This window comes from Candidatus Allofournierella excrementigallinarum, assembly GCF_944388085.1.
In the GTDB taxonomy this organism is placed as follows: domain Bacteria; phylum Bacillota; class Clostridia; order Oscillospirales; family Ruminococcaceae; genus Allofournierella_A; species Allofournierella_A excrementigallinarum.
The window spans coordinates 13,336-36,121 of sequence record NZ_CALXHK010000018.1 but is presented as its reverse complement, the minus strand read 5'-3'; the positions used below and the strand labels follow the sequence as shown (position 1 = coordinate 36,121).

Annotated in this window: 22 protein-coding genes; all 22 read right to left on the bottom strand. The window is 65.6% G+C overall.

The genetic code is table 11. The annotated features are described in order from the left end of the window. Nucleotides 1–33: 33 nt before the first annotated feature. A complete protein-coding gene (locus tag ACH2AT_RS05125) occupies nt 34–1,092 on the bottom strand; it encodes an A/G-specific adenine glycosylase (RefSeq protein WP_394964127.1) in 1,059 nt (352 codons plus the stop codon). Further along, on the bottom strand, nt 1,089–2,081 hold the full coding sequence (locus tag ACH2AT_RS05120) for a helix-turn-helix transcriptional regulator (protein WP_394964126.1): 993 nt from the start codon (nt 2,079–2,081) through the stop codon (nt 1,089–1,091). Before ACH2AT_RS05120 ends, ACH2AT_RS05125 begins: the two co-directional genes overlap by 4 nt. Nucleotides 2,082–2,084: 3 nt before the next feature. Then, complete coding sequence (locus ACH2AT_RS05115) at nt 2,085–2,951, bottom strand: prephenate dehydrogenase (protein WP_394964125.1); 867 nt, start codon at nt 2,949–2,951, stop codon at nt 2,085–2,087. Continuing rightward, nucleotides 2,948–4,219 (bottom strand): 3-phosphoshikimate 1-carboxyvinyltransferase, encoded by a 1,272-nt coding sequence (aroA, locus tag ACH2AT_RS05110; RefSeq protein ID WP_394964124.1) that lies wholly within the window; start codon nt 4,217–4,219, stop codon nt 2,948–2,950. The genes ACH2AT_RS05115 and aroA overlap by 4 nt, the downstream gene beginning before the upstream one ends. Nucleotides 4,220–4,255: 36 nt before the next feature. Continuing rightward, a complete protein-coding gene (locus ACH2AT_RS05105) occupies nt 4,256–5,374 on the bottom strand; it encodes a glycosyltransferase family 2 protein (RefSeq protein ID WP_394964123.1) in 1,119 nt (372 codons plus the stop codon). A gap of 16 nt (nt 5,375–5,390) precedes the next feature. Next, nucleotides 5,391–6,407 carry a 3-deoxy-7-phosphoheptulonate synthase gene (aroF, locus tag ACH2AT_RS05100; protein ID WP_394964122.1) on the bottom strand — a complete coding sequence of 339 codons (1,017 nt, stop codon included), beginning with the start codon at nt 6,405–6,407 and terminating at the stop codon, nt 5,391–5,393. 32 nt (nt 6,408–6,439) lie between these two features. Then, nucleotides 6,440–6,874 (bottom strand): type II 3-dehydroquinate dehydratase, encoded by a 435-nt coding sequence (locus ACH2AT_RS05095; protein ID WP_394964121.1) that lies wholly within the window; start codon nt 6,872–6,874, stop codon nt 6,440–6,442. Next, nucleotides 6,855–8,105: a shikimate kinase gene (locus ACH2AT_RS05090; RefSeq protein ID WP_394964120.1), complete on the bottom strand. Its 1,251-nt coding sequence runs from the start codon at nt 8,103–8,105 to the stop codon at nt 6,855–6,857. Before ACH2AT_RS05090 ends, ACH2AT_RS05095 begins: the two co-directional genes overlap by 20 nt. Nucleotides 8,106–8,120: 15 nt before the next feature. Next, complete coding sequence (gene aroC / locus ACH2AT_RS05085) at nt 8,121–9,233, bottom strand: chorismate synthase (protein ID WP_394964119.1); 1,113 nt, start codon at nt 9,231–9,233, stop codon at nt 8,121–8,123. 4 nt (nt 9,234–9,237) lie between these two features. After that, nucleotides 9,238–10,260, bottom strand: coding sequence for a 3-dehydroquinate synthase (aroB, locus tag ACH2AT_RS05080; protein ID WP_394964118.1), 1,023 nt, complete (start codon nt 10,258–10,260; stop codon nt 9,238–9,240). A gap of 4 nt (nt 10,261–10,264) precedes the next feature. After that, on the bottom strand, nt 10,265–11,356 hold the full coding sequence (locus ACH2AT_RS05075) for a bifunctional chorismate mutase/prephenate dehydratase (protein WP_394964117.1): 1,092 nt from the start codon (nt 11,354–11,356) through the stop codon (nt 10,265–10,267). Between the two features lie 95 nt (nt 11,357–11,451). Then, nucleotides 11,452–11,610: a hypothetical protein gene (locus ACH2AT_RS05070; protein ID WP_394964116.1), complete on the bottom strand. Its 159-nt coding sequence runs from the start codon at nt 11,608–11,610 to the stop codon at nt 11,452–11,454. Continuing rightward, on the bottom strand, nt 11,607–12,404 hold the full coding sequence (locus tag ACH2AT_RS05065; protein ID WP_394964115.1) for a hypothetical protein: 798 nt from the start codon (nt 12,402–12,404) through the stop codon (nt 11,607–11,609). The genes ACH2AT_RS05070 and ACH2AT_RS05065 overlap by 4 nt, the downstream gene beginning before the upstream one ends. 51 nt (nt 12,405–12,455) lie before the next feature. Then, nucleotides 12,456–13,205 (bottom strand): hypothetical protein, encoded by a 750-nt coding sequence (locus ACH2AT_RS05060; RefSeq protein ID WP_394964114.1) that lies wholly within the window; start codon nt 13,203–13,205, stop codon nt 12,456–12,458. 14 nt (nt 13,206–13,219) lie between these two features. After that, nucleotides 13,220–13,957 carry a lysophospholipid acyltransferase family protein gene (locus tag ACH2AT_RS05055; RefSeq protein WP_394964113.1) on the bottom strand — a complete coding sequence of 246 codons (738 nt, stop codon included), beginning with the start codon at nt 13,955–13,957 and terminating at the stop codon, nt 13,220–13,222. A 173-nt stretch (nt 13,958–14,130) separates the two neighbouring features. After that, nucleotides 14,131–15,609 carry a 4-alpha-glucanotransferase gene (gene malQ / locus ACH2AT_RS05050; protein ID WP_394964112.1) on the bottom strand — a complete coding sequence of 493 codons (1,479 nt, stop codon included), beginning with the start codon at nt 15,607–15,609 and terminating at the stop codon, nt 14,131–14,133. Then, nucleotides 15,606–16,454: a carbohydrate ABC transporter permease gene (locus ACH2AT_RS05045; RefSeq protein ID WP_394964111.1), complete on the bottom strand. Its 849-nt coding sequence runs from the start codon at nt 16,452–16,454 to the stop codon at nt 15,606–15,608. The genes malQ and ACH2AT_RS05045 overlap by 4 nt, the downstream gene beginning before the upstream one ends. Then, nucleotides 16,451–17,302: a carbohydrate ABC transporter permease gene (locus ACH2AT_RS05040; RefSeq protein WP_394964110.1), complete on the bottom strand. Its 852-nt coding sequence runs from the start codon at nt 17,300–17,302 to the stop codon at nt 16,451–16,453. The genes ACH2AT_RS05045 and ACH2AT_RS05040 overlap by 4 nt, the downstream gene beginning before the upstream one ends. A gap of 85 nt (nt 17,303–17,387) precedes the next feature. Beyond that, nucleotides 17,388–18,710 (bottom strand): extracellular solute-binding protein, encoded by a 1,323-nt coding sequence (locus ACH2AT_RS05035; RefSeq protein WP_394964109.1) that lies wholly within the window; start codon nt 18,708–18,710, stop codon nt 17,388–17,390. A gap of 67 nt (nt 18,711–18,777) precedes the next feature. After that, nucleotides 18,778–19,788 (bottom strand): LacI family DNA-binding transcriptional regulator, encoded by a 1,011-nt coding sequence (locus tag ACH2AT_RS05030; RefSeq protein ID WP_394964108.1) that lies wholly within the window; start codon nt 19,786–19,788, stop codon nt 18,778–18,780. 294 nt (nt 19,789–20,082) lie between these two features. Beyond that, entirely contained in the window at nt 20,083–20,898 is an 816-nt protein-coding gene (locus tag ACH2AT_RS05025) for a class B sortase (protein ID WP_394964107.1), read from the bottom strand. A 91-nt stretch (nt 20,899–20,989) separates the two neighbouring features. Next, complete coding sequence (locus ACH2AT_RS05020) at nt 20,990–22,684, bottom strand: LPXTG cell wall anchor domain-containing protein (protein WP_394964106.1); 1,695 nt, start codon at nt 22,682–22,684, stop codon at nt 20,990–20,992. Nucleotides 22,685–22,786: the final 102 nt, after the last annotated feature.

Sequence of the window (22,786 nt, the reverse complement as noted above, 5' to 3'; positions counted from 1 at the left end):
GCGGCAGGCCGGATTACAACCAAAACTTGCGCTTTACTTCCCGCCGGTGAGCAGCGGCCGGTAGGCCTTGAAGGCCCCCGGCAGGGCACAGCGCCCGGCGGCCTCCTCCGGCGAAGCCCAAAGGCACCCGGCGGGGGCTTCGCCCGCCGCTTCCAGCTGCCAGCCGGCCATGTGCCACTCCACATGGCTGAAGATGTGTTTGGCGGGCCTCAGGGGCCGGGGCGGGGCGGCGCTGACCGAAAGGCCCAGGGCCGCAAGCCGGTGGAGGGCCTCGTCCAGCGTCAGCTGTTCCTCAAAGAGGAAGGGCTGCCAAAGGCCCGCCAGCAGCCCCGCTTCCGGCCGCTTCTGCAAAAGGTGCTCCCCCCGGGCGTTTCGTGCCACCAGCACCGTCACCGGCTGCACCCGGCGGGCCCTGGGCGGCGTTTTCACCGGCAGTTCCAGCTGGGCGCCCGCCGCCCTGGCAAGGCACTGCCCCGCCAGCGGGCACCCGCCGCACAGGGGCGCGCCCCCCGGCAGGCAGACCAGCGCCCCCAGCTCCATCAGCGCCTCGTTGAAGGGGCCGGGCGCATCGGCGGGCTGCTGGTCCATCACCCGGCGGGTGAACAGCCGCTTGGTGGCCGGGTCGGCGATGTTGCCTTTGTCGTTGTAAAGCCGGGCGAACACCCGCAGCACGTTGCCGTCCACCGCGGGGGCCGGCAGGCCGAAGGCGATGGAAGCGATGGCTCCGGCGGTGTATTCCCCGATGCCCGGCAGCTTCTGCAATTCCTCACAGCTTGCGGGCAGCTGCCCGCCGTACTTCTCGCAGATCAGCTTTGCCGCCTTTTTCAGGTTGCGCGCCCGGGAATAGTAGCCCAGCCCCTCCCACAGCTTGAACAGCTTCTCGTCGGGGCAGGCGGCCAGGGCCGGCACGTCCGGAAGGGCCTCCATGAAACGGCGGTAGTGCTCCAGCGCCGCCGCCACCCGGGTCTGCTGCAGCATGATCTCGCTGACCCAGATGTGGTAGGGGGTGGGGTCCTGGCGGAAGGGCAGCGCCCGGGCGTTTTGCCGAAACCACGCCAGCAGCGCCGGCGCGATGGGCCCGGGCCCGTTCACAGCGCCTCCTCGGCGGCGGCAAGGCTGCGCAGCATCCTGCAAAAGTCCTCCTTCACCTCGGCGGGGGCCACGATGCGCACCTTGCCGGAAAATCCGCACACCCAGCCATAGAAGGTGGGGCTCACCGCCACGTCGGCGTAAAGATGGAAGGTGGCGCCGTCCGGCTGGGGCGTCACCGTCACGTCGGTGCCGAACCGGTCCAGCATGGGGCCGATGACGCTGTTGTCACAGGCAAGCTGCACCCGCTTCACCGGCCCGGCGTACATCTGGAACATGGGCTTTGCATAGTCCTGCATCTGTTTGGGGTCGTAGTCCGCCGCGCCCTGGCGGGGGGCGTTCAGCAGGGCGATGGAGGCCATCTTGTCCACCCGGTAGTGGCGCAGGCCCTGGCCCTTGGCCCAGGCCACCAGATAGTAGTTTTCATCCTCCCACAAAAGGGCCCAGGGGCTCACCTGATAGGCGCTGCCGCCCCGGCGGGCCACCTTGCGCTTGTTCAAATCCCACTCCTGGTAGACAAAGCGCACCTGCTTGTCCTCGGCGATGGCCCGGTGCAGCGCGTCCACGTTGTAGTAGATGCTTTCGTTCATGGTCTTGATGCGGCTGGAGGCGAACACCTGCCGTTTTAAGTCCGCCGCCTGCCAGTCGCTGGCGAACTGAGCCAGCGTGCGGATGAGCTGGTCGCTCTTTTTGCGGGTGATGAACCGGCTGGCCTGCACCGCGTCCGCCAGCAGCTTCAATTCCGGCAGCTGAAACTGGCGGCTGGCCAGATAGTAGCCGCCGCAGCGGCCCCGCTGCAGCACGATGTCGTAGCCCAGTTCCTGCAGCGTCTGGATGTCGGAATAAACGCTTTTGCGCTCGGCGGGCACGCCCTGGGCCTCCAGCAGCTCCAGGATGCGGGGAACGCTGATGAGATGCTCCTCGTCGGTGTATCGCTCGAGGATGCGCAGCAGAAGGAGGATCTTCCCCTTCTGACCTTCCGCGCGGGGCATGGTTCACCCCTCCTTCTCTTTTTTGTCAAAGGCGGCGCGGGCCGCCGAGGAGGCCCGGAACATCGCCTCCAGCTCCTCCCGCCGCCCCTTTTGCAGATAGACTTTCAGCTGCTGCAGCCGGGCGGTGAAGGCGTCGATCTCCTCCACAAGGCTTTGCCGGTTCCACAAAAACAGCTCCGCCCACATGGGGGCGTTCAGATAGGCGATGCGGGTCAGATCCCGGAAGGAGTCGCCGGTGTAGTCGGCAAAGCGCTCGGCGTTGGGGGCGCACATCAAGCTCACCGCGATGGCGTGGGTCAGCTGGCTCACATAGCCGATCATGCGGTCGTGCTCTTCCGGGCTGATGACGTGGATGTGGGCAAAGCCCAGCGCCTTTGCCAGAGCGCGGGCAAAGGCCACCCCCGCCTCGGTGTTCTTTTCGGTGGGGGTGATGAGGAAGTTCGCCGGGGAAAAATCCACCAGATGGGCGTTCTCCACCCCGCTGCGCTCCCTGCCCGCCATGGGGTGGCTGGCGATGAATTCCACCCCTTCGGGCAGCAGCGCCTGCACTCTTTCCACCAGCCCCGCCTTCACGCCGGACACATCGGTGCAAAGGCAACCGGCGGGCAAAAGCGCGCCATATTTTTCTACCCATTGTATAAATGCGGTTGGGTACAACGAAAAAATGACATGATCGGCCTTTGCCAGCAGGCTTTCGAAGCCCTCGGCGCGGCCCTCTTCGATATAGCCCTTTTCCTTGGCGAAGGCGAGGGCCTCTTCTTTCAGGTCGATGGCGGCCACATGCTCAAAGCCTGCCCTGCGCAGGCCCAGGGCGTAGGCCCCGCCCAAAAGGCCCAGGCCCACGATGACGAAACGGCTTTGCTGGTTCATTCCTTTTCCACCTCGATGCCCGCGCCCAGCTGCTGGAGCACGGCGAAGAATCCCGGCCAGCTTTTGGCCACCGCCTGGGCGCCGGAGATGCGGGCGGTGTAGCCCGCAGCCAGCGCCGCGACGGACAGGGCCATCACCACCCGGTGGTCGTTGTGGCCGCAGAGCAGGCCCGGCAGCGCCAGGGCGGAGCCCTGGATGGTGACGGTGGTCTCATCGTTTTGCAGCTTGCCGCCGAATTTGCGCAGTTCTTCTTCCATGGCGGCGATGCGGTCGCTCTCCTTGATGCGCAGCCGCCCGGCGTTGCGGATGACCGTCTCCCCCTCGCAGAAGAGGCCCAGCACCATCAGGATGGGGCCAAGGTCGGGGCAGTCGGCCAGGTCGATCTCTGTGGCGTGCAGTTCGCTTTTTTCAAAGGCGACGGCGTCGCCCGTGCGGGTGAACTTTGCGCCGCAGGCGGCGAGGATGTCCAGAATGGCCGCGTCGCCCTGGGAGGAATTTTCTTTGAGGCCCGTCACCGTCACGCCGCCCGCCAGCGCGCCCAGCACCGCCAGGAAGGCGGCCTGGCTGTAGTCGCCCTCCACGGTGCAGCTGCGGTTGTGGTACCGCTGGCCGCCGGGGATATAAAGGGTGTTCTCCCGTTCTTCGTCCCAGCCGGCGGCCACGCCGAAATCGCGCAGCACGTCCAGGGTCAGCTGCACATAGCTGCGGCTCTCGAAGGGGGGCACGATCTCCAGCCGGCTCTCCTTATGAAGCAGGGGCAGGGCGTACAAAAGGCCGGTGATGAACTGGCTGGACACATCCCCCCGCACCCGGTAGTCGCCGGGGGCAAGGCGGCCCCGGATGACAAGGCCCTTGTCGCTTTGGGAGAAAAGCAGCCCTTGGGCGGCGAAGATGTCCCGGTAAACGTCCATCGGCCGCTGGAAGAGGCGCCCTCTGCCGGTGAATTCCACCTGCTGGCCGGTGAGGCTGAGCACCGGCACCAGAAAGCGCAGGGCGCTGCCGCTCTCGCCGCAGTCCACCGGGCGCAGGATGGTGGCAAAGCCGCCCCGGCCCTCGATGTCGGCGTAGCGCTCGGTGAGCTTCACTTTTGCGCCGAAGGCCCGCACCGCCGCCAGGGTGGCGGCGATGTCCTGGCTGGGGTCGAGATTATAAATGCGGGAAAGCCCCTTCGCCAGCCCCGCCGCCAGCACCGTGCGGTGGGCGATGCTTTTGGAGGGGGGCGCGGCCACAACGCCCCCGATGGGGCCGGGATGGATGGTTGCCAGCATGGTATCAGCTTCCTTTTTTGTGAGTTGAATAAGGCCTCACGCCTGCTTCCAGCGATGACCGGTGGTAAGCAGCAGCGTGTAATAGGTGAGGGTGTAAAGCCGCCGGTACAGGGTCATCCGCCCGCTTTCCTCCGATTCGTAGCAGCGGGCGATGAGTCCCTCGAGCCGCAGGCGGAACAGAAGGTAATAGGGGGTGAAAAAGCGGTGGCGGCGCATCAGGTCCAGCAGCTCAGCCACCGGTCCGGCGGTGAAAAAGTCCGCGGGCAGGCGCTCGCCCAGCTGCCCCGCCGCCCAGACCGCGAAGGCAAACCGCCGCAGATAGGTGCGCAGCTGGGGGGCCAGGTCCTCTTCGGCCATGCCCTGCCAGCCGTTCATGGCGGCGCGGGTCTCGGCGTATTCCTCCGCCAGGCGGCGGGCGTAGCCGCGGAATTCCTCGGGGTCCCACTCTACCCGGCCCCGGCGGTCGCCGGCCACCCGCTTGTTGGTGGCGCTTTCCGGGTTCACCCGCCAGTAATAGAGGGGCGCTTCCAGCTGGCGCACCGCCGCGTCGGGCCGGGCGGCGAAGAAGGAATCCAGAAAGGCCCCCACGAACATGTAGTCCTCCGCCTTGGCAAGGCTTTCGTCAAAGCGGACGCCGAAGGCGCGCAGAAGTTCCGTTTCAAACAGCTTGTTGCAGCTGGAGTGGCCGTCCACCGTGGTGGCGTACACCCGCCGCTGGGAGGCGGTGTAAAGCGTCTCGGCCGCAGGGCCGCGCCAGCCCGCCGCCGGCAGCTCCCCTTCACTGCGGGCCAGCCGCCAGCAGACAAGGTCGCCGGGGCAGCGCGCCGCCGCCTCCAGCGCCAGCTCCAGGGCGCAGGGGGCCAGGGCGTCGTCTGCGTCGCAAAATACCACCCAGCGGCCCCCGGCCGCCTTTAGCCCGGCGTTGCGTGCGCTGGAAACGCCGCCGTTTTCCTTGTGGATGACCCGAAAGCGCCCGTCCGCCGCGGCGGCTTCATCGCAAAGATGGCCGCTGCCGTCGGGGCTGCCATCGTCCACCAGGATGCACTCCCAGCCCTCGAAGGTCTGGGCGCGTATGCCCGCGACGCAGGCGGGCAGATATTCCCCGGCTTTGTACACCGGCACGATGATGCTTACCAGCGGGGCGTGGTTTTCCATGAAACGATTCTCCTTGTCAGATGTCCCGGCCCACCACGTGGGCCACAGCGCGGCACTTTTCGATGACCTGACGGAATTTTTCGGGCTTTAAGGTCTGGGCGCCGTCGCTCCAGGCGTGCTCGGGGTCGGTGTGCACCTCGATGATGAGGCCGTCCGCCCCGGCGGCCACGGCGGCCAGGCTCATGGCCTCCACATAGCGCCAGTTGCCGGTGGCGTGGCTGGGGTCGATGATGATGGGCAGGTGGGTCTTCTCCTTGATGATGGGGATGACCGACAGGTCCAGCGTGTTGCGGGTGTAGGGCTCGAAGGTGCGGATGCCCCGCTCGCAGAAGATGACGTTCTCGTTGCCGCCGGCCATGATGTACTCGGCGCTCATGATCCACTCCTCGATGGTGTTGGCAAGGCCCCGCTTGAGCAGCACGGGCTTGTGCATTTTGCCCACGGCCTTCAGAAGCTGGAAGTTCTGCATGTTCCGCGCGCCGATCTGCACCAGGTCCACATACTCCTCGAACTCGCCGATGCGGTCTTCGCTCATCAGTTCGCTCACGATGGGCAGGCCCGTTTCCTCCCGGGCCTTCACCAGGTCCAGGATGCCCTCGGTGCCAAGGCCCTGGAAGGCGTAGGGCGAGGTGCGGGGCTTGTAGGCGCCGCCCCGCAGCATCCTGCCGCCGGCGGCCTTCACCGCCCTGGCGATGTCCACCGCCTGCTGTTCGCACTCCACGCTGCAGGGCCCGCCGATGACCACCACCTTCTCCTGGCCGCCCACCTTCACGCCGGCCACATCCACGATGGTGTCGGCGGCGTGGAACAGGCGGTTGGCCTTTTTGTAGGGGGCGGACACGCGGGTGACGCTCTCCACCCAGGGGTTCGCAGCCACCACCTTGTCGTTGATCTTGGTGGTGTCGCCCACCAGGCCAAAGACGTTGTAGTCGGTGCCTCGGATGAGGGTGACCTCCAGGCCCTGGGCCTCGAAGCCGGAAATGATTTTTTGCAGCTCCTCCTGGGGGGTGCCCTTTTTGGTGGAAATGATCATGTGATTCTCTCTCCCTTATGTTGCGATTTCCCTTATTTGCCGTGGGTTTCGGCCAGCCAGCGCACGGCGTTCAGGTACCCGGCAAGGCCCTGGCCGATGAAGTGGGCCTGGCAGGCCATGCCCGCGTAGCTCACCCTGCGGAATTCCTCCCGCCGGTTGATGTCGGTGATGTGCACCTCGGCGGCGGGCAGGGCCGCCGCCTTCAGCGCGTCCAGAATGGCGATGCTGGTGTGGGTGTAGGCCCCCGGGTTCAGCACGATGCCGTCGCAGTCCAGCCGCGCGGCCTGGATGGCGTCCACCAGGTCCCCCTCGTGGTTGGACTGGTAAAAGCGCGCCTGAACGCCCAATGCGTCGCATTCCTTCTGAATGAGGGCAAGGAGCCCGTCGTAGTCCACGGTGCCGTAAAGCCCCGGCTCCCGCACCCCAAGCAGGTTGAGGTTGGGGCCGTTAAGTACCAAAATACGCATGCAATGCCTCCTCTGCGGCCTTTGCCGCTTTGCGGAACACGTCAGTGTCGTTGGGGATGCGGATGTCCGCCGCCGCCTCGTAAAGAGGACGGCGCTTTTGCTCCATGGCGGCCAGGGCCGCCCGGTCGGTGGAAAGGGGCCTGCCGCCCCCGGTGCAGAGCAGTTCCAGCGGCCGGTCGATGAACACCACCGGCCCGTTCTGGCGCAGAGCGGCCGCGTTCTCGCTGCGCAGCACCGCGCCGCCGCCGGTGGAGAGCACCTGCCCGCCTTCTTTTGCGAAGCGGGCGGTGACGCGCTGTTCCAAATCCCGGAAGCCGGCTTCCCCGTCCTCGGCAAAAATGGCCGGGATGGGCCTGCCCGCCGCCTTCACAATCTCGGCGTCCAGGTCCACGAATTTTTTGCAAAAGGCTTTGGCCAGCTGTTTGCCGATGGTGGTCTTGCCGCAGCTGGGCATGCCGATGAGGCTGATGTTGGCCTTTTGGGCAAAGATGGCCTTGGCCAGCGGGGCGATGCGCTCTGTCTGAGGCCGGGTGCCGGTGAAGAGGGCCGCGGCGAACACCGCCTGGGCCACCAGCATCTCGAGGCCCCCGGCGGCCTTGGCCCCCGCCGCCCGCCCGGCCTGCACCAGCCGGGTGGAGAAGGGGTTATACACCGCGTCCAGCACTGCCTCAAGGCCGGGCATCTTCGCCACATCCAGCGCCAGCGCCCCGTTGTTCGGGTACATGCCGGCAGGGGAGGTGTTCACCACCACCTGCGCGCCGCAGCAAAGGGCCTCGGCGTAGGAGATGCGCCCTTCGCCGGGGGTGCGGCTGGCGTAGAGCACTTCGGATGCGCCCGCCGCCTTCGCCACCGCGGTGACGGTGCGGCTGGTGCCGCCGGTGCCCAAAATGAGCACACGCCGGCCGGAAAACTCCACCCCGTGGGCCGCCGCCAGAAAGGCGAAGCCGTCGAAGTCGGTGTTGAAGCCGTGGAGCGCCCCGCCTTCGTTCACCACCGTGTTCACCGCGCCGATGGCCTTCGCCTTTTCGTCCAGCACGGCGCAGTAGGGGATGACCAGCTGCTTGTAGGGGATGGTCACGTTGACGGCCTTGAAGGGCCGCTTTTCCAGGAATTCCCGCGCCTCGGCCTCGCAGGGCAGTTCGATGAGTTTGTAGTCGCAGGGGTACAGCTGCTCGTGGATGAGCTTGGAATAGCTGTGCTTGAGGGTGGCGCCGATGAGCCCGTATTCCATACTTCCCGCGCCCCCTTACCGCCCGGCCTGCCGCTGGCCGCCGCCGTTCCGGGTGAGCAGGTCCAGCAGGCCGAAGGCCGCCGCCGCCGTCTGCACGATGGCCGCCCGGTGCAAAATGCAGGGGTCGTGGCGGCCCTGGATCTGAAGGGTGGCCGCCTGGTTTTTGGCCAGGTCCACCGTCTGCTGCGGTTTGTAGATGCTGGGGGTGGGCCGCACGCAGCTGCGGAAAACAAGAGGCATGCCGTTCGAGATGCCGCCGTTCACCCCGCCTGCGTTGTTGGAAAGGGCCGTCACCCGCCCATCCTTCACGGCGAGGGGGTCGTTGGCCTCGCTGCCCCGAAGGCCCGCGAAGCCGAAGCCCGCCCCGAACTCCACCCCTTTCACCGCCGGGATGGAAAAAAGCAGGTGGGAGAGAACGCTTTCCACGCTGTCAAAGAAAGGCTCGCCCAGGCCCGCCGGCAGGCCCAGCACCGCCGTTTCCAAAACGCCTCCCACGCTGTCGCCCTCGGCGGCGGCGGCGCGGATGGCCGCCTGCATCCCGGCCCCGGCGGCCTCGTCCAGCACCGCAAAGCCGGTGTTTGCCTCCAGCGCCGCAAGCTGGGCGCGCAGGGCGCTTTCCTCAAAGGCGAAGGGCGCGTCCGAAACGCCCGCCACCCGGGCGATGTGGGTGGCCATAAGGACGCCCTTCGCCGCCAGGATGCTCTGGCACAGCGCCCCTGCGGCGGTGAGGGCGGCGGTGACGCGGCCGGAAAAATGCCCGCCGCCCCTCGGGTCCTCAAAGCCGGCGTATTTCACATGGGCGGTGAAGTCCGCGTGGCCGGGCCGGGCCAGGCCCGCGGTTTTGGCATAGTCGCCCGGGCGGGCGTTCTGGTTTTCGATCACCAGCGTCACCGGGGCGCCGGTGGTGAAGCCGTTATACACGCCGCTCAAAATGCGCACCTTGTCCGCCTCGGCGCGGGCGGTGGAAAGGCCGTCCTTTTTGGCGCGGCGCTTGTCCATCTGAAAGGCGATGTATGCTTCGTTTACCGGGTGGCCGGCGGCAAGGCCGTCCAGCACCGCTCCGATGGCCTGGCCGTGGCTTTCGCCGAAGATGGTCAGTTTCACCGCGCCGCCAAAAGAGTTGCTCATCTCGTCACTTCCCCATCACAATGGCTTCAAGCTCGCTCACCGGCACCCTGTCCAGCCGCCAGCACCCGAGGCCCGGCACCTTCACCAGCGTGATCTGGCCGCCCCGGGCCTTTTTGTCGTGCAGCATGTAGCCCAGCACCTTTTCCTTGTTGTAGGCCGCGCGGCAGGGCAGGCCCAGCCTGCGCAGCACCGCACGGGCGCGCTTTTGCAGCTGGCGGTCCTCGATCATGGGCAGCATGCCCAGGGCCACGCACTCGCCGTGGTAAAGCCCCGTTTTGCGCCGGCCGCCGACGCCCTTCACCGCCTCGATGCCGTGGCCCAGGGTGTGGCCGAAGTTCAGGATGGCCCGCAGGCCCTGCTCGGTCTCGTCCCGCTCCACCACGCTCTTTTTGATGAGCAGGCTGCGGCGGATGATGGTCTCCAGTTCCGCGTCCACGTCGCAGGTCTCGAACATCTGGAACAGCTCCGCGTCGCTTGTCAGGCTCATCTTCACGCTCTCGGCCAGGCCGTTCACGAAGTGGCGGCGGGGCAGGGTGGCCAGGGTGTCGGGGTCCGCCACCACGAGTTTGGGCTGCCAGAAGGCGCCCACGATGTTCTTGGTGCGGCCCAGGTCCACCGCCACCTTGCCGCCGATGGAGGAGTCGATCTGGGAGAGGGTGGTGGTGGGGCAGTTGATGAAGTCCACCCCGCGCATGTAGGTGGCGGCCACGAAGCCCGCGAGGTCCCCCACCACGCCGCCGCCCACGGCCACCACCGCGTCGGAGCGGCCGAAGCCCGCGTCCAGCATGGCCTCCAGCAGCTTTTGATACATCGCAAGGCTTTTGCTGCCCTCGCCCTGGGGCACGGTGTAAATAAAGCCCTCCCTGCACTGGGCGCGCACAGCCTCGGCATATTCGGCGGGCACGCCGCTGTCGGTGACGATGAACACCTTGCGGTTCAGGTTGATGAGGGCGGAGAGACTTTTCAGCGCCCCGCGCTTCAAAATGATGTCGTAGCTTCGCGCGCCCAGGCGCATGGTCAGTTTCATCTGCTTACACCCTTTCCTCTTTTGCGCTGCGGGAATAGACCCCCAGCACCCGCACCGTGTCGCACACTTTTTCCAGCTCTTTCAGCAAGGCGCGGGCGCTGTCGCTGTCGGTGCGGCCCACCAGTTCCACGTAAAAATAATATTCAAAGGGCACGCCGGGCTTGGGGCGGCTCTTGATGCTTTCCATATTGAAGCCCGCCGCGCCGATGGCCTGGATGACCCGGGCCAGCATGCCTGCCTTGTGCTCCACGGTGAACAGAAGGCTGAACCGGTCGCCTGCGGCGGCCCGGGTGCGGCTGATGACGATGAAGCGGGTGGTGTTGTCGCCGTCGGAGTTGATGTCCGCCGCCAGGACTTTGAGGCCGTAGAGCGCGGCGGTCTCGGCGCTGGCGATGGCCGCCAGCGATTTGTCGCCCCCTTCGGCCACCCGCTTTGCCGCCATGGCGGTGTTGGCGCAGCTCTCGGCGGGCAGGGAAAGGCTTTTCAAAAAGCGCTCGCTCTGGGCGATGGCCTGGGGGTGGCTGAACACCCTGCGCACGTCCGAAAGCTGCGCTGCCGGCAGGCCCAGCAGGTTCTGCCGCACCGGCAGGTCGTACACCGCCGTGACGAAGATGCCCCTGTGGGCGTAGCACAGATCCAGCACCGCCGCCACGTCGCCGGCGTGGCTGTTCTCAAAGGGCAGCACGCCGAAGGCGGCGCGGCCGCTTTCCACTTCCTCGAACACCCCGCCGAAGGTGGGGCAGGCCACGGCCCGGGCCCGGGGGAAGAGATTGGTCAGGGCGATGTGGGAAAAGGCCCCCTCCACCCCCTGATAAGCCGCCTTGTCCCGCCCCAGCACCTTGGTCTGGTACTGGCGGGAGAGGGCCATCTGGTGCTTGATGTAGTCGGCATAATAGGGGGCAAGGTCCTTGTTTTTCAAAAGGGCCAGGTTCTTTTCCACCACCTGGGCCTCCCGCCCGGCGTCCAGCACCGGCAGGCCGTGGGCCTCCTTGTAGGCGGCCACCCGCCCGGCCGCGGCCATCCGCGCCTCAAACAGCGCGGCCATCTGCCGGTCCACCTCGTCGATGGTGCGGCGCGCCTCGTCCAGCTCGCTCATCCTCGAACCCCCTTTTTGCTCTGTCGCAGTAAAGTATACCATAAACGGGCCTGCTGCACAATAAAAAAATCCCGGCGGGCGCCGCCCGCCGGGGTTCACGGCTTCTTATGTGATTTGTCCGCCTTTTTGCCCCGCACCAGCTCCTCAAAGCGGCGCTCGCGGCCAAAGATGGGGCGGTAGGGGTTGCCCAGCTGGGCGCTCAGGGGGCGCTGGGCCTTTTTTGGGCCCCGGCGCAGAAAGGCGGGCAGCTTCATTCCTGCGTGCCCTCCGCCAGCTGGGCCTCCCGCTTTTTGCGGAACTGGTCCTCCAGGCCGAAGACCTTGTCCATGATGCGCCAGGCGATCTGCTGGCAGAACACCGTCACCGGCACAAAGCCCAGCAGCACCAGCGCCAGCACCGACACCGGGAACAAAAGCAGCATCGCCGCCCAGTAGGCGATCTGCACCACCGCCATCAGCAGGGCCCACGGCCCGTGGCCCAGCGCCAGGAACAGGCTGTTTTTCAAAAGGGTGGCAAGGCCCATGTCCATCATCACCAGCTGGCCGAACACAAAGGGCACGCACATGCCGGTGATGAGCAGATTCAGCAGCAGCAGCGCCGCGCTGACAAGGTTCAGCGACACAAGGCCCATGGCAAGGCACCAGAACATGAACAGCTGCCCGGCGGTGAGGACGCCCAGCAGCGCGCCGGGGGCCATGGAGGCCCGCCAGTTGTTCTTGAAGGCCCGCTTGTAGACATGCCACCAGAAGCCCGGCTCATCCCGCAGCGAGCGCAGCACCGTGTCGTGCATGCCCGCCAGGGCGGGCCCGGCGATGACGCCGCCCACAAGGCCGCCCAGCAGGGTGAAGATCATGTTCTGGCCCAGCACGCCGATGCCCACCAGCAGCGTCCAGGGCACGAAGCCCAGAAGGCACAGAAGGCTGGCCTTGAAAAAGCTGCCCCAGTCGCGCCCCAGCACCTCAAAAAAGCGGGCGGGGCCGGTCTTGCGGGGGGCGTCCTTGGAAACGCCCGGCCCCGGCCGGTCAAAGTTGCGGTTGAAAAATCCCATCGGTCATTCCCCTTTGCCGCGGCCCGAAGGCCGCGTTTTTTGATGCTGAACTTATTGCGCGGCGGCCCCGGCGGTGAGCATTTCATAAAGCGCCTGGTTTTCCTCCGGGTATTCCGCCAGCGTCTGCCCCCCGGCAAAGCCCCGGCGCGCGATGTAAAAGCCGTCCAGATAGGCGCGGGTCTCCTCGCTCAAAGCCAGCCCCGCCAGCGCCGGGCAGTCGGGAAAGGCGAAAAGCTCCACCCCCTCAAGGCCCGCGCCCTCCGCCGGCAGGCTGCCGTCCGCCGCGGCCAGCAGCTCGAAGGAGCTCTGGAGGGCCTCCGGGTCGTCGGTGAGGAAGATGAGGCTGGTGCGGGTGGTCAAGTCGCCGGAAAGGGTGGTCATGCCCGCCATCTGGGTGTAAACGTCCACCGTGGCGGGCACAGCGGAGGAGGACGGGGCAAAAGCGCCGCTCTCCTGTGCTTCGCCGCCCAGCGAAAGCTGGTAGCCGTTCACCTGCACCACCGCCTGCCCGTCGCCGTTCAGGTCCTGCCCGAAGGCGCTCAAAGCGCCGCCCAGCTCATAGAGCACGGCGTCGGGGATGTACTGCTCGGTGACCAGGGCGATCTGGTAGTCCGGCAGGGTGCGGCCGAAAAAGTCCGCCGCCAGCCAGACCGCCACCGCCAGCACCGCGGCGGCGATGAACACATGCACCCGGTGATAATACCACCAGTTGGCGGCCTTTTCCTTTTTTGTCAGTTCCCGGGGCTGCTCAGGCTCCAGGTCCTCGGGTTTGATGTTCAGTGTGTAGCGGGCGCTTGCCATAAACGACCTTCCTTTCAGCGGTTGCCGCTGTCAGCGGGCAGATGCGCCGCGATGACGTCCGCCGTGCGTTGGGGCAGGGCGCGGATCTCCTCCTTGGTGAGCCCCTCGGTCTCGATGGGCTCCAGCACCCGGATGGTCACATGGGCCGGGTGCATGAACATGTGGTGGTTTTCCATGATGTCCCGGCTGCCGGTGATGGCCAGGGGCACGATGGGGGCCTTCGCCTTGGTGGCCACCCGGAAGGCGCCGCTCTTGAATTCCAGAAGGCTGCCCTCCGCCCCCCTGTTGCGGGTGCCCTCGGGGAAGATGGTCAGGGAGTAGCCCTGCTTCACCAGGCTGATGGCCTCGTTCAGGGCGGCCATGGCCTTGCGGGGGTCCTCCCGGTCCAGAAAGACGCAGTGCAACAGGCGCATCCAGCTGCGCACCAGGGGGAGCTTTGCCACCTCTTTTTTTGCCACCAGGCCGTGGGGCGCGTCCAGCTGGGTGAGCACCAGCGGGATGTCGTAGTAGCTGCGGTGGTTGCCCGCGAACACGCAGGGCCTCCCCTTGGGGATGTTCTCCAGCCCCTCCACCGTCACCGTCACCCCCGCCAGCTTCAAGAGGCGGCCGGCCCAGCGGGGCACGTGCTCTGCGGCCAGGGCGTCCGCCGCGGCCCAGTCGCCCGCCTCCAGCGCCTTGAGGCCCCGGCGCAGCGCGGGCAGATGAAGCAGCATGTAGCCCCAGAAATAGATGAACCAGACAAGTGTGCGCATGAAGCGGGCCTCCAAAACAGGGGATTCGGCCCAAAAAGGCCGTTAAAAATTATTGTAGCACGAAATTGTGAAAATAAAAAGACAAAATCCGCCCCGGGCGGCGGGGCCGGCGCAGGCGCGCTCTGCTTCGGCCCGCCGCCCGGGGCGGGAGGAGGGATCACAAACGAAAGGCTTTAGCGGGCCAGCCGCCCGTAGAGTTCGGTCAGGGCGCGGATGCGCCGGGCCAGCGCGGGGCTTGCCGCGCCGGGGGCCATCCGCCACTGCCAGTTGCCCCCGGCCTTGCTGGGGGTGTTCATCCGGGCCGAGGCGGGCAGGGCCAGCCAGTCCTGCATGGGGATGACGGCGGTGTCGCTCACGCTGGCAAAGGCGGTGCGGATGAAGGCGTCCACCAGCGCCTCGCCCTCGCCGCAGGCCATGTAGGCCCGGGCCAGCGCCACGTCCTCCGGGTCGGCCTCGGCCTGCCAGGCGGCGGTGGTGGTGTTGTCGTGGGTGCCGGTGTAGACCACCGAGTTGGAAATGTAGTTGTGGGGCATATAGTCCCCGGCCTCCCGGCGGTCAAAGGCGAACTGCAGCACCTTCATGCCGGGGTAGCCGCTGGCCTCCAGCAGGGCCTTCACCTCGGGGGTGAGATAGCCCAGGTCCTCGGCGATGATGCGCGCGTTTGGCAGCTGCCTGTGCAGCGCGCGCACCAGCGCCATGCCCGGCCCCTTGCGCCACACGCCGTTTTTGGCGGTGGGCTCGCCGGCGGGGATGGCAAAATAGCTCTCAAAGCCCCGGAAGTGGTCGATGCGCACCACGTCGTACACCGTGCAGGCGTGGGCCAGCCGGCGCACCCACCAGGCGTAGCCGGTGGTGTAGTGGTAGTCCCAGTCGTAGAGGGGGTTGCCCCACAGCTGGCCGTCGGCGGCAAAGGCGTCCGGCGGGCAGCCCGCCACGGCGGCCATGCGCCGGTCGGCGGTGAGCTGGAACAGCCGGGGCCCGGCCCAGATGTCCGACGAGTCGGGGGAGACGTAGATGGGGATGTCGCCGATGATGGAAACGCCCTTCTCGTTCGCGTAGGCCTTCAGGGCCGTCCACTGGCGGTGGAACAGGTACTGCACGCCCTTCCAGTAGCGCACCGGCCCCGCCAGCCGCCCGGCGGCGCGGCGCAGAGCCTCCGGCCGGCGCAGGCGCACCGGGTCGGGCCAGTCCAGCCAGCTCTTCTGCCCGTTTTCGCCCTTCAGGGCCATGAACAGGGCGTAGTCTTCCAGCCAGAAGGCGTTCTCGGCGCAGAAGGCGGCCAGGCCCTCGTCCTCCGGCTCCAGCCGGTCCACCGCCTTTTTCAAAAGGGCGTGGCGGCCCCGGTAGAGCGCGCCGTAGTCCACCTTCGTCGCATCGCCGCCCCAGCCCAGGGCTTCGGCTTCGCCCTCTTCCAGCAGCCCGTCCGCCTCCAGCAGGGCCGGGTCGATGAAATAGGGGTTCGCCGCAAAGGCGGAAAAACTCTGGTAGGGGCTGTCGCCGTAGCCGGTGGGGCCGATGGGCAGGATCTGCCAGTAGCTCTGGCCCGCGGCGGCGAGAAAATCCACGAAGCGCTTTGCCTCTTCGCCCAGGGTTCCGATGCCCCAGGGCCCCGGCAGGCTGGAAAGGGGCAGCAGGACGCCCGCGGCTCTCATCCCTTCACCGCGCCGGCAACGACGCCCTCGATGATGTACTTCTGGCAGGCAAGGTAGAAGATGATGATGGGCACGATGGTCAGCAGGATGCAGGCCATCATGGGGCCCATCTCCACCCGGCCGTAGCTGCCGCGGAAGTACTGGATGAGCATGGGGATGGTGCGGTATTTGCGGATGTCCAGCACCAGGGTGGGCAGCAGGTAGTCGTTCCACACCCACATGGCCTGCAGGATGGCCACCGAGATCAGGGTGGGCTTCAAAATGGGCAGCACCACCAGGCCGTAGGTCTGCAGGGGGTTGCAGCCGTCGATGGTGGCGGCCTCCTCAATTTCCAGCGGGATGCTCTTCACGAAGCCGCAGAACATGAACACCGCCAGCCCCGCGCCGAAGCCCAGGTAGATGATGCAGATGTTGTAGGGGGTGTTCAGCTTGAGGCTGTCGGCGGTTTGGGCCAGGGTGAACATCACCATCTGGAAGGGCACCACCATGCTGAACACGCACAGGTAGTAGATGGCCTTGGAAATGGGCCCGTTGATGCGGGTGATGTACCAGGCGCACATGGAGCAGCACAGAAGAATCAGCGCCACCGAGGTCACGGTGATGAAGGCGCTGTAGAAAAAGCTCTGCAAAAAGCCCTGACTGACCACGGCGGCCACAAAGTTGGCCGCGCCGGCAAAGGTGTCGGCGGTGGGCAGCTGGAACACGGTGCTGGTGCTGATGGCGGTCTCCACCTTGAAGGAGTTGATCAGGATCATGAACACCGGGTAGACATACAGCACCGCCAGCACGGCGAACACCACGGTGAACGCCATGTTGAGGGCGTGTTTCGCTTTCAGATTGTTCATTGCTGCACCTCCTTGGAGCGGGTGGCCCGCAGCTGGACCAGCGCGATGATGACCACGACCACGAAGAAGATCACGGCCTTGGCCTGGCCGATGCCCTTCCACTGGGGCCCGGAGCGGGCGTAGAAGGTGTTGTAGATGTTCAGCGCCAGCATTTCGGTGGCGTGGTTGGGCTCGCCGGCGGTGAGGGAGAGGTTCTGGTCAAACAGCTTGAAGCTGTTGGTCAGGGTCAGGAACAGGCAGATGGTCACGCTGCTCATCACCATGGGCAGCTTGATCTTGACAAGGGTCTGCCAGCTGTTGGCGCCGTCGATGGCGGCGGCCTCCAGAAGGTCGGGCGAGACGTTTTGCAGCCCGGCGATGTAGATGATCATCATATAGCCCACCTGCTGCCAGGCCATCAGGACGATGAGGCCCCAGTAGCCGGCGGGGGTGTTCAGGCCCAGCAGGGGCTCTTCCACGATGCTGAGCACGCAGTTGATGAGGATCTGCCAGATGTAGCCCAGCACGATGCCGCCGATGAGGTTGGGCATGAAGAACACCGTGCGGAAGATGTTGGTGCCCTTGATGCCCCTTGTGAGCACCAGCGCCACGGCGAAGGCCAGCAGGTTGATGGAGATGGTGCTGACCACGGTGAAGGCCACCGTGAACCAGAACGAGTGCAGGAAGGCCTCGTCCTTCAGGGCGGTGACATAGTTGGAAATGCCCACCCATTTGGCGTTGTTCACCGTGGTGAACTTGCAGAACGACAGATAGATGCCCTCCGCGAAGGGGATGAGGAAGCCGATCGCGAAGGCCGCCAGCGTGGGCAGCACAAAGATCGGGAAATACTTTTTCAGTGTTTTGTTCATGCCGCTTTTTATCCCTCCTTACAATGGGGCCCGCACCGAAAAATGGGGGAGCGAGAGGCTCCCCCATTTATTCTCATCGCAGGGTTCAGCCGTTGGCCAGCTGATACTCGGCGGCCCAGTTGTCCACGAAGGCGGTGACAACGTCGTCCCAGCTGCCGGTGCCGGCGGCGTAGGCGGTCAGGGCGGTGCCCAGAACGTTCTTCCACTCCTCAGAGGGCATGGTGGTGAAGTTCCAGGACACAGGGGTCTTGCCCGCGGCGGTCATCTCGGCGTCGGTCTTGACGAACAGGTTGGCGGATTCCTGCGCGGCCTTGAAGGGGATGACGAAGCCCATGTCGGTGGCCATGGCGGTGGTGCCTTCCTCGCTGGTGACGCACCAGTTGATGAAGTCCAGGGTGGCCTGGATGTCTTCCTCAGAAGCCATGTTGTTCACGCACCAGTAGTTCTCGGTGCCGGTGCACAGGCCCTGGTTGGCCTCGTCGCCCACGCCGATGTAGATGGGGATCATGGCCAGGTCGTCGTCGGTGAACTTGCCCTCGCCGGTCACGTTGCCATACTCCCAGGAGCCGTTCTGATAGAACACGGCTTCACCGGCCAAAAACTCGTTCAGGCTGTCGTCCGCGGTCTTGGCGGCCAGCTCGGTGGGCTCGCAGGTGGCGTTGTTGATGTACAGATCCCAGATGTTCTTGTAGTTGTCCAGGTAGGTGCCCTTGATGGCGTCGGTGCTGGTGATGCCCTCATCCTGGTACTCGAAGTAGATGGGCAGGTTCGCCAGGTGGGTCTTGAAGCGCCAGTCGGAAGAGGAGTCCATGCCGGCGCTGGTGAAGGCGGAGAAGCCCAGTTCGTCCTTGCGGGCGGTGATGTCCTCGGCCACGGCCTTCAGGTCCTCAAAGCTCTGGATGTCCTCCACGGTGTAGCCCGCCTCGGCCAGCAGGGTCTTGTTCGTGATGATGCCGTAGCTCTCGATCACGTAGCCGATGCCGTAAACGACGTCGCCCTCCTTCAGGGCGTAGGTGTCGCTGGTCAGCTGGCTGTAGATGTCGCTGCCGGCCAGGTCATAGCAGTAGTCCTTCCAGTTGGCCAGGCCCACGGGGCCGTTCACCTGGAACAGGGTGGGCGCGTCGGACTTGCCCATCTCGGCCATCAGGGTGGTCTCGTAGGTGCCGGAGGCGGCGGTCACGACCTCCACGGGCACGCCGGTCTGCTCGGTGTAGACCTTGGCCAGGTTCTGCCAGTCCTCATCCTGCTCGGGCTTGAAGTTCAGGTAATAGACCTTGCCGGCGGCAGCGGGGGTGCTGGTGCCGGTGGAATCGCCGCCGGAGGTGGCGGTGCTGCTGGGGGTGCTGCCGCAGGCGGCCAGGCTCAGGGCCATGACGCCGGCCAGCACGAGTGCAAGTGCCTTTTTCATATGTGTTCTCCTTTTTTTGTGGCCCCTTGCGGGGCGATTTTAAACAAAAGCGGACGTTCCGCTTCGCTTACCGATGTTTAATGGACCGCACCGACTCGCCGTCCAGCGGCTCGGCCTGCAACAGCACCGTGCGCGCCGGCTGGTGCGTTTCGATGCAGCGCAAAAGCAGCTTCACGCTCTGGCCCGCGATCTCGGCGGCGGGCTGGCGCATGGTGGCCAGCTGGGGGTTGTAAAAGCGGGCCATGGGGATGCCGTCGAACCCCAGCACCGAGATGTCCCCCGGCACCGAGAGGCCCGCGTCCAGGATGGCCCGCACCGCGCCGATGGCGGTGACGTCGCTCATGGCGAACACCGCGCTCGCCCGGCCGCCCGCCTCCAGAAAGGCTTTCATGGCGGCGTGGCCCCCCGCCATGCTGAACTCCGCCTGCAAAAAGCGGGCCGGGCCGAAGGGGATGCCGTGGGCCTCAAAGCTCTGGCGCACGCCCTCCAGGCGCATCTTGCCGGGGCTGGAGCACTCCGGGTCGGTGCCCAGCACCAGGATGTCCCGGTGGCCCCGCTCCACCAGATAGTCGATGGCCGCTCTGCCGGCGGCCCGGTCGTCCACGCCCACCATCGAGAGGTTCTCGAACTGCAATTCGTCGCTCACGGTGGTGGCCAGCACGCAGGGCAGGCCGATCTTGCCGAACCCCTTGCGGAAGTTGCGGCTGTCGCCCCCCAGGAAGATGATGCCCCGGGGCTTCAGCTCCCGGCACACCCGCTGGGCGGCGGCCACCTCGTCGGCGGTCTCGCCCACATATTCCACAACGCCCTCGTAGCCCGCTTCGCCCACCAGGCGCTGCAGCTCCACCAGCATGCCCGCAAAGAACAGGTTGGAGGTGCCGCGCACGATGAAGGCCACGCTTTTGGCCTGCTGGCGCTTGAGCTGGCGGGCGTTGGAGTTGGGCACGAAGCCCTTCGCCGCCACGATGGCGGCGATGCGTCGCCTGGCCTCTTCGCTCACGTCCGGGTGGTCGTTCAGCGCCCGGGACACGGTGCTGATGGCGTAGCCGCTTTCCCGGGCAATGTCCTTGATGGTCAAAGCGGCGTCGCCCTCGCTTCCCCCGGCGGAATTGCTGCAAAAAAACGTTGCCGGAAACGTTTCCAAGCAAGTTCATTATAGCTTCCCGAACTGCGTTTTGCAAGGCGTTCGAGTCATTTTCATCAGTATGCAAACGCTGCAAGGAAAATTCTTGTGCAAAATGCCACAGAAATGGCGCGCAGGCTGTCACCGGGCTGTAACCATTCGGCGCAAACGGCGCAAAAAAAGACAAAAAAGCCCCGCCCAAGGCCAAAAGGCCGGGCGGGGCGATGGGGAAAAGCAGAGGAAAAAGCCTCAGCGCACCCGTTTGGCCACCACCACGAACCGGCCGTTTTCCACGTGGTCCGAGCAGGTGGAGAGGGTGAGCAGGGTGTCGCCGTATTCGGCGCTCACGCCGGTGTCGTATTCCGCCAGCGCCTTCACGTTTTCCACATAGCTGTTGAATTCCGCCTCGTTTTCCGCGTCGAAGAACTGGTAGTACTTGAAGCAGGTGTCGGTGGTGTAGTAGACCTGGGTGTAAAAGGCGGCCAGAAGCTGGTATTCCCCCACCTCATACAGGGTGTCGAAGCGGATGAGGGAGTGCTCTTTGCCGTATTCCTCGCCGGCATAAAGGTGCAGCTTGCCGAACATGGTGCCGTCGTGCATGTCGTGGCCGTAGATCATCTGGTTGGCGGTGACCTGTTCCACGCCGGGGTCGCACCGCTCGTCCAGGAACAGGGTGCCGCCGGTGGCGTAGGCGCCGTCAAAGCCCAGGCGCAGGTATTTTTCGTTGTCGCCGGGGGTGCGCACCACCGGGTAGTCGATGACGGTGCCCTCGATGGACAGCCAGCCGATCATGTCCGGGTTCTGCTCGTAGTAGGGGGCGTAGGCGTTCAGGATGCCCTCCTCGTTCAGCGCCCAGGGGTCGGCGGAGGCGGCGGAGGCGGCGGGGAAAGAGGCGGAAGAGGCGGAGGAGGCGGGCAGGGAGGGCGGCTGGGGCTGGCCGCCGCCCAGGGCCTGGCGCAGCAGCAGGCCGCCAAACACGAGAAAGCACGCCAGCGCCGCCAAAAAGCACACCAGCGGCAGGCGGCGCAGAAGGAGGGCTTTGAGTTTGGAGGGGTCGAAAGGCATAAAAGGCTCCTTTACAGGGTGAAAACGGGAAAGAGGGGCCGCCCGGCGGGCGGCCCCTCTCGGGCCGGAAAAGGCTGGGCCGGGGGCCGCCTCAGCGGCGCTTGCGGCTCACAGCGCCCAGCGCGGCGAGGCCGAGGCCCGCCAGGGGCAGCAGGGAGAGGCTCACCGCCCCGGTCTTGGGGGTGGAGTCCAGCACCGGCGCGGGGGCCGGGGTGGCGGCAGGGGCGGAGGGCTCGTCGGGCTCCTCGGGCTGCGGGGCGGGTTTGGTCACCAGCAAGCCGTTGGCGTCGTAGGTCATGTCGCCGGCGCTGGTCTTCACCGTCAGGTTGTTGGCGGTCACCATGCCCGCGGGGATGCTCTCGTTGTCGTTGTTGGGGTCAAGGTCCACCCAGATCAGCCGGTTCGCATCCGCCGTGTTGGTGTTGCTGTTGGCAAAGCTCACGGTGCCGGCCAGGGTGAGGTTGGGGTCGGTGGTCACGCCGCTGCCCTTGCCCAGCTCGATGGCGGCGTAGCAGCTGCCGGACAGGTCAAAAGCGGTGCCGGTGACGGTGGCGGTGCTGCCGTTCAGCAGGATGCCGGCCCAGCCGTCGTTCCTGATGGTGCCGCCGCTCACCTTGCCGCCGTTGACATTGTAAAACTGCACGGCGTACTTCACGGCGCCGGCGTCCACGGCGCCGGCGTCCACGGTGACGCCGTCCAGGGTGACATTGTTGGCGGTGACGGTGATCACGCTGCCGTCTTGGTCATTGCGGGTGAAGTTGGCGGAGGGCTGCAGGATGCCGCCCTTGACGATGGCCCCCTCCACATTGATGACCAGGGGAGCGCCCACCTCAATGGGCACGTCGGGGTGGCTGGGGCTGAGCACCAGGGTCTTGTTCTCGGCGGTGGCCAGGGCGGTCAGGGCGCTGGCAAGGTCGGTGTAATTCTTCCCGTCGACCTGGGCCACATAGAGGGCGCTCACGGTGTATTTGCCGTCGGCGCCCAGGGTGGGGGCAAAGCCGTTTTTCAGGTACGCATCGGGAACTTTATTGGAGAAAGTGCCACCGGAAACGGTGATGTTCGCGCCGCTTACCGGCACATTGAAAGCGCCCTCGTGTTTGACGTTCTCGATGTTGAGCACATTCTTTTCCGCGGCATCCGCATCTGTCGAGATGCTGTCCTTGGTGTACTCGATCTTGCCGGTGATGGTGCCGGTGGTGTTCACGGTGACCTTTACGCCGTCCCTATAGCCGTTTGACGGCCAGTAGTACATATCAAAGGCAACGCCGCCGTCGGGCGCGGTGATGCTGGTTTTGCCGAGAAGCTTGGCGGACCCGTTGTTGTGGGAGAGGACGTAGGAATTCGCCCCGGCCGCAAGCTGCTGGCCGTCCAGCGTTACGTTTTCCAGGGTGAGGTTAGAGTAGTTCTGAATCAGCACGTTGCAGGTGTCGCTGGTGGATTTGATCCCGCCGTTTTTGAAAACGATGGTCGAATCTTTCAGCAGCTGGAAGCCGTTGGTTTCGGTACCGGACGAGCCGACGGTTTTGCCGCTTACGGTGTAGGTGGAATCAGCCAGATCGAACGTGATATTTTTGTTGCTGGGCACTATCACGCCGTCGCCGGAGGCATCGCCCAGCAGGGTGATGGTGATCTGGATGTTGTCAGGCGCGTCGTCCACCGCCGCCTGCAGCGTGGGATACTTTTCGTCGCCGATGGCGGCGACAGAGTCGTCCGCAAACGCCGCCATGGGCAGCGCGCAGAGCGCCAGCGCCGCACACAGCGCCAGCGTCAAAAGTTTCCGTTTCATAAGTTCCTCCCGATCTTGCAGTATTTGCGCAATATTAACACACAATGATCTTGTGTGTTAACCAAAATTATACACAGTAATAATGTGTTTTTCAAGCATAAA